General features: G+C 37.1%; 4 protein-coding genes, 1 rRNA gene and 1 pseudogene. All 6 read left to right on the top strand.

Annotated elements, in window-relative coordinates:
• Window positions 1-24: 24 nt before the first annotated feature.
• A 5S ribosomal RNA gene (gene rrf / locus ACKI5B_RS07445) occupies window positions 25-134 on the top strand.
• A gap of 91 nt (window positions 135-225) precedes the next feature.
• Window positions 226-771 (top strand): SMC-Scp complex subunit ScpB, encoded by a 546-nt coding sequence (gene scpB / locus ACKI5B_RS07440; RefSeq protein ID WP_407427349.1) that lies wholly within the window; start codon window positions 226-228, stop codon window positions 769-771.
• The gene (locus tag ACKI5B_RS07435) at window positions 734-1,501 is read left to right on the top strand and encodes a pseudouridine synthase (protein ID WP_407427347.1); all 768 of its coding nucleotides are present in this window, start codon (window positions 734-736) and stop codon (window positions 1,499-1,501) included. Before scpB ends, ACKI5B_RS07435 begins: the two co-directional genes overlap by 38 nt.
• 188 nt (window positions 1,502-1,689) lie before the next feature.
• Window positions 1,690-4,048 (top strand): annotated as a pseudogene (gene rpsA / locus ACKI5B_RS07430) (30S ribosomal protein S1).
• A gap of 11 nt (window positions 4,049-4,059) precedes the next feature.
• On the top strand, window positions 4,060-5,613 hold the full coding sequence (locus tag ACKI5B_RS07425) for a sigma-54-dependent Fis family transcriptional regulator (RefSeq protein ID WP_407427345.1): 1,554 nt from the start codon (window positions 4,060-4,062) through the stop codon (window positions 5,611-5,613).
• 54 nt (window positions 5,614-5,667) lie between these two features.
• Complete coding sequence (locus ACKI5B_RS07420) at window positions 5,668-6,363, top strand: tetratricopeptide repeat protein (protein WP_407427343.1); 696 nt, start codon at window positions 5,668-5,670, stop codon at window positions 6,361-6,363.
• Window positions 6,364-6,488 lie beyond the last annotated feature (125 nt).

Below are 6,488 nucleotides of genomic sequence, written 5' to 3'. Positions count from 1 at the left end.
TTTTTTTATTCTGGTATTTTATATGCCGGTGGCCATAGTGGGGTGGTAATACCCGTTCCCGTTCCGAACACGGAAGTCAAGCACCCTTACGCCGATGATACTCCTTTCAGGGGGAAAGTAGGTAGCTGCCGGCTTTTTTTTATTTAAATAAATTATAGACGATAAACTTGAATTTTTTTTATTCTAGTTGTTTAGAATAATTTTTTTTATTATAATTTCATAGCTATGGATATAAATCTTGAAAAAGAGGCGGGACTTGTTGAAGCTGTTTTGTTTCTAGAAAGTGAACCGCTGACGGTTGAAGCTATTTCAAATAATACGCAGCTTGCTGTTGATGTTGTAACAGAAACACTTGAAATCTTAAAAGAAAAATACAATGATGAAAAATCAGGAATTGAATTATCTGTTATTACAGGTGGTTATATTCTTACTCCAAAAAAAGAGTATTGGGAATCATTAAAAGAAAAATACGGCAATAAAAATGAAGGTAAGCTTTCGCGATCTGCGCTGGAAGTCCTTTCTATTATTGCTTATAAGCAGCCGATTACCCGTGCCGAAATTGAGGCTTTGAGAGGAGTTTCTCCTGATAATATGATTCGTATGCTTATTGAAAGACAGCTTATAAAAGAAGTAGGTCGCAGAGATACCCCGGGAAGGCCAGTCGAATTTGGTACTACAAAAGAGTTTTTGAAATTCTTTAGATTAAACTCAATTGCTGAACTGCCTCAGCTTGATGAAAAAGAAGAAGAGAGGTTTGTTCTTGCCCGATAATTTTGATACAAATGTAAAAAAAGAAGAACGTCTTCAGGCTTTTTTAGCTCATTGCGGAGTTGCAAGCCGCCGTGCTTCTGAAAAAATTATTCTTGAAGGACGCGTATCTGTAAATGGTTTTGTTATTACAGAACTTGGAACAAAGGTTTCTCAAAAAGATACAGTTTGTGTTGATGGTAAAAAAATCTCTCTTGAAGAAACAAAACGCTATATTCTTATGAATAAACCTCTTGGTTATGTGTGTTCTCAGTCTGATGAAAAGGGCAGACCTGTAGCTGTTGATTTACTCCGTGAAAAGTACACAGAACGTTTGTACAATGTTGGTCGTCTTGATATGTTTAGTCATGGGGCGATTATATTTACGAATGACGGAAATTTTGCTGCAAAACTTAGCCATCCTAGTGCTGAAATTGAAAAAGAATATATAGTAGAAAGCAGTCTTCCTCTTCCGAGATTTCTTGCCACAGATTTTGAAAAAGGAATCCGTGTTGAGGGTGTTTTTTACAAAGCTAAACACGCGGAAGAAATCAACTCTCACAAAATGAGGGTTGTGCTTGTTGAAGGCAAAAACCGTGAAATCAGGCGTGTTTTTGAAAATGCAGGAATGTCAATCCGAAACCTCTGCCGCTTAAGAATCGGAAATGTAGAACTTGGCGATTTAGAGCCGGGGCAGTTCCGTGACTTGACGCAAACCGAAGTGAAAGAACTTTTGAAACTGTGCAGAAACTAAAAACGATACAATGCCGGAGTATAATGACTTCCGGCATTGTATCGATAATGCAAAAAACAGGCGGAAGCAAGGTTCGACACAAAATCCACTTGAGTTGTTTCGCAGAAACAAGTTCCGTGGATTTCAGTGGCGGTTCTTGCTGGGAAACTGTTTTTGGATAAGCCAATATAATCTTAGGGAGATATTTTATGATTATCGCTATGGACGGGCCTGCAGGAACCGGAAAATCTACAATTGCATCTTTAATTGCAAAAAAACTTAATATTACTTATTTGAACAGCGGAAGTTTTTATCGTGCATTGACGATGGCTTTAAATGAAACAGATATTGATATTTCTGATTTTGTTAAAGTTGTTGAATTCTGCAAAAAACAGTCTCTTGATTACAAAAATTCTCATCTTATTTTAAATGGTGTTGATGTTGAATCTCATCTTCATGATGATGCAGTTTCAGCCAGAGTCGCACAGGTTTCTTCAATTATTGAAATCCGTCATCTGGTGAATGAGCGCATGCGTGAAATTACTAATCATCTTGATATCATCTGCGAAGGCCGTGATATGACAACTGTTGTTTTCCCAAATGCAGAATATAAATTTTACCTTGATGCTTCAATCGATGTTCAGGCACAGCGTCGTTTTAATCAGGGGGTTTCAAATATGAGCCTTGAAGAAGTTAAGGCTGCAATCATTAAACGTGATGAAATTGACCGTAATAAAAAAGAAGGTGCACTTAAACAGGCTGAAGATGCGGTATATATCGATACTTCAGAGTTGACTATTGACAAAGTTTGTGAGATAATATTAAGCAAAATTCAGAAATAAAGGTAAAACTATGGAACAGATGGAAGTGGAAAAGGATGAATCTCAGGAAACTCAGGGTGCAATCCACACACAATTGGAGGAGTCTCTCAAAGGCCTCAATATTGAAGATGGTCAGATTGTAGACGGAACTGTAATTCAGACGGCAGACGGCTATGTTTTTGTAGATATCGGCTACCGCACAGAAGGTCGTATTCCTGTACAGGAATTCGGCAGTAAATTGCCAAAAGACGGTGAGAAGGTAACTGTTGTTGTTCTTCGTAAAGACGGTCGCAATGGTCCTGAAATTTCTTATACAAAGGCTCAGGCAAAACAGCTTTGGAAAGATTTCCGTAAATATTATGATGAAAAGCTGCCAATCGAAGGCACAATTGAAAAAGAAGTAAAAGGTGGTTTTGATGTTAATCTTGGCGGTGATATTCACGCATTTTTGCCAATCAGTCAGTCTGATGCACAGAAGGTAGAAAATCCATCTAAACTCATTGGAACTGTTTCAAAATTCTATATCGAAAGATTGTATTCTGATAACAAGCAGAATGTTGTTGTAAACCGACGTAAATATCTTGAAGAACAGATTAACGCAGAGCGTGATAAGTTCTTTGCTGAAAAACAGATTGGTGACACTGTAAAAGGTACAGTAAAGTCATTTACAAGTTTTGGTGCATTTATTGATTTAGGTGGCTTTGATGGTCTTCTTCATATTAATGATATGTCTTGGGGCCATGTAACACGACCAAAGGATTTTGTAAAAAAAGGTCAGGAAGTTGAACTTAAAGTTATTCGTCTTGAACCTGCTGATAAACGCATTAATCTTTCTCTAAAACATTTCTCAGAAGATCCATGGGTACACTTCGAAGATAAATATCATGTTGATGACATCGTAGAAGGAACAGTAACAAAACTTACTGACTTTGGTGCATTCATTGAACTTGAAGAGGGTATCGAAGGTCTTGCTCATATTTCTGAATTCAGCTGGACTAAGAAGGTTAATAAAGCTTCTGATATGGTCAAAATCGGCGACAAAATCAAATGTATGATTTTGGGGTATGATATTCCAGCCGGTCGCGTTTCTCTCGGTCTCAAACAGGTAACTGCAAATCCATGGGATACAATTTCAGAAAAATATCCTGAAGGTACAAAACTTTCTGGAAAGGTTGTGAAACTCACTAATGCAGGCGCATTTATTCAGCTTGAAGATGGAATCGACGGCTTCCTGCACGCAGAAGATATTTCCTGGACAAAGAAAGTTAAGCATGCAGGCAGCGAGCTTAAAGTTGATCAGGAAGTAGAGGTTGTTGTTCTTGAAGCAGATTCTGAAAACCGTCGTATCCGTGTTGGTATTAAGCAGCTTTCAGAAAATCCATGGAAAAAATTTGCTGAAGAATACAAAGTAGGTTCTACTCTTGAAGGTGAAGTTACATCAATTACAGATTTTGGTGTATTCGTCAAAGCTCCGGATGGAATCGAAGGTCTTGTAAATAAAGCAAATTTAAGCGATGACCGTGAAGTTCCTTATGAAGAAGCTGTTAAAAAATACAAAGTCGGTGACAAAATTAATGTTTATGTTGTCGACATCAGTGTCGAAAAGGAAAAGGTTGCTTTCTCTGTAAAAGAATACAAAAAAGCTCAGGCTCGCAAAGAAATCAATCAGTACATGGCATCTTCAGATAATGATGATGATGGTGCTTATACTCTTGGCGACATGATTAAATCTCAGAAAGGTAACTAACTGGTATATCGATGAGTGATTTAAATTCTCTCAGTCTTGAACAACTTAAAACACTCATCGAAATAAATGGCCGGATAAATTCTAATTATTCTGATATTAACGCATTACTGGTTTACATTCTTGAATCGGCAATGCGTTTAGTTCATTGTGAGTCTTCCTCACTTCTTCTTTTACATAATGAAGACGATACGCTGCGTTTCGTAGTTGCTTTGGGTCCTAAGGGTGCTGAAGCACAAAATATTCCGGTTGCAAAAAATTCTATAGCTGGCTGGGTTTGTGAACACAATAAATCACTTATACTGAATAATGTCGCAGCTGATCCCCGTTTTTCAACTACAGTTCAGAAAAAAACAGGCTATGTAAGCAGAAATATGATTGCAATTCCAATGCGAATTAAAGAAAAATGCATTGGTGTTATTGAACTTATAAACAAAGCAGATGAACTTCCGTTTAACGATGATGATCTGGCTGTTCTGGAAAGTTTAGCTGATCAGGCTGGCATTGCTTACATGAACGCAAATTCTTATCGTAACGCGAAAGATAAAATTTCTGTTCTTTCTTCTAAAATTGAAAACGGTTCTGAATATCATCCTTTTGTGGCAAAAAGTGCAGTTATTTTAGATTTATTAAAAGTAATCGATGAAGTCGCTCAAACAAACACAACAATTTTAATTACCGGCGAAAGTGGAGTCGGTAAAGAACTTTTTGCTGAACAGCTTCACACTAAGAGTTCACGTAAAGAAAAACCTTTTGTTCGTGTTAATTGTGCGGCACTTTCTCCGGCTTTACTGGAAAGCGAGCTTTTTGGTCATGTGAAGGGAGCTTTTACAGATGCTGTAAGTGACAGAATCGGCCGCTTTGAAGCAAGTGACGGCGGTACAATTTTCCTTGATGAAATTGGTGAACTATCTCTTGATTTACAGGCAAAACTTTTGAGAGTTTTGCAGGAGCATAAATTTGAGCGGGTTGGTTCAAATCAAACTATTTCTGTTGATGTTCGCGTTGTTGCTGCAACAAACAGGAATCTGGAGCAGATGGTTTCTGAAGGGCTTTTTAGAAGTGATTTATATTACCGTCTGAACGTTGTGCCTTTAAATATTCCTCCGCTTCGCGAACGTAAAGACGACATTGAGCCGATTGCATCTTTTTTTCTTGATAAATTCAGCCGAGAAACAAAAAAGAACTTTTCAGGCTTTTCACAAACGGCTTTACGTGCTTTATATGATTATTATTGGCCTGGAAATGTGCGTGAACTTGAGAATTCAATTGAGCGTGCATGTGTTTTGGGAAGACCTCCACTAATTCAGGCTGATGATTTAAGAATTAATGTGATTTCATCGTCCGGAGATTCAGTGTCAAATTCCTCAGTACAATTTGACAGCCTTGCTCAGGAAATTGCCGGTAATGAAGATAAAACATTAAAAACAGCAGTAGATAAATTTAAGGCAGTATATATAAAAAAAATCCTCGATGAAACATCCTGGAATCAGACAAAAGCAGGAAAGATTCTTGGAATTCAAAGAACCTATGTTTCACGTCTGTTAAATGAGTTGAATATCCGATAAAAAACTGATACAATAATTGCACTTTTTAGCAAAGTATAAAATTTGGAGTAAAAAATGACTGATAAAATCGAAAAAGAAACACTTGCATCTTCTTTGAACTCAAAACTAGAAAAATCAAAAGGAGCTGTCTTTGCAGTTTGTGGAATTGTTGTGGCTGTAATTGTAATTATTGCTGTAATTGCAGCTGTAAGTTCAAAAACAACTGCAAATGGAATTGAACAGATTGATTCAATTTCATACGCTCTTACAAAAGATACAGATAAACTTCCGGAAAATGAAGAAGAAAAGGCTTCTGAAATCACTGCACGCCAGAATAAGGCTCTCGAAGATCTTGCTTCGCTTTCAGAAAAAAGCGGAATTGTTGGACTTCGTGCAAATATGCTCATAGCAGAAATTAAATTTGCTCAGAAAAACTATGAAGAAGCACGTTCTTCATGGCTTAAAGCAATTGCTGCAAAAGGAAAAAATTACACAACTTCTCTCTGCTATTATAATGCTGCAGTCTGTTCAGAAGAACTTAACGATAACGAAAATGCAGTTTCTTATTATAAATCTGCCTGTGAAGACGAAGATTTCCTTTTGATTGACCATGCTTTGTTCTCACTCGGACGTGTCAATGAAGCAGCTCAGAAATATGAAGAAGCAAAAGCTGCTTATGAAAAGTTGAACGAACTTCATTCAAGTTCAAACTGGGCACAGCTTGCTAAATCACGCTTAATTGCGCTTAAAGCAGCAGGAAATATTCAGTAATTTTTGAAACTTTTTTAGATTTATAGCTTTATTTATATATGAAATATGCCGGTATTATGCGAAAAAATTGTTTTGTTTTGTTTTTGTGCATAATAGCCGGCATTTTTGTTTCTTCATGCGGACTG

This window comes from Treponema sp. (assembly GCF_045657965.1).
Classification (GTDB): Bacteria; Spirochaetota; Spirochaetia; order Treponematales; family Treponemataceae; genus Treponema_D.
The sequence above is the reverse complement of the archived record's forward strand: the minus strand, read 5'-3'. Positions and strand labels throughout refer to the sequence as shown.

Excerpts from the sequence above, each read along its gene's own strand:
- ACKI5B_RS07435 (WP_407427347.1), top strand. The coding sequence starts at position 734 with ATGAAAAAGAAGAAGAGAGGTTTGTTCTTGCCCGATAATTTTGATACA.
- ACKI5B_RS07420 (WP_407427343.1), top strand. The coding sequence starts at position 5,668 with ATGACTGATAAAATCGAAAAAGAAACACTTGCATCTTCTTTGAACTCA.
- scpB (WP_407427349.1), top strand. The coding sequence starts at position 226 with ATGGATATAAATCTTGAAAAAGAGGCGGGACTTGTTGAAGCTGTTTTG.
- ACKI5B_RS07425 (WP_407427345.1), top strand. The coding sequence starts at position 4,060 with ATGAGTGATTTAAATTCTCTCAGTCTTGAACAACTTAAAACACTCATC.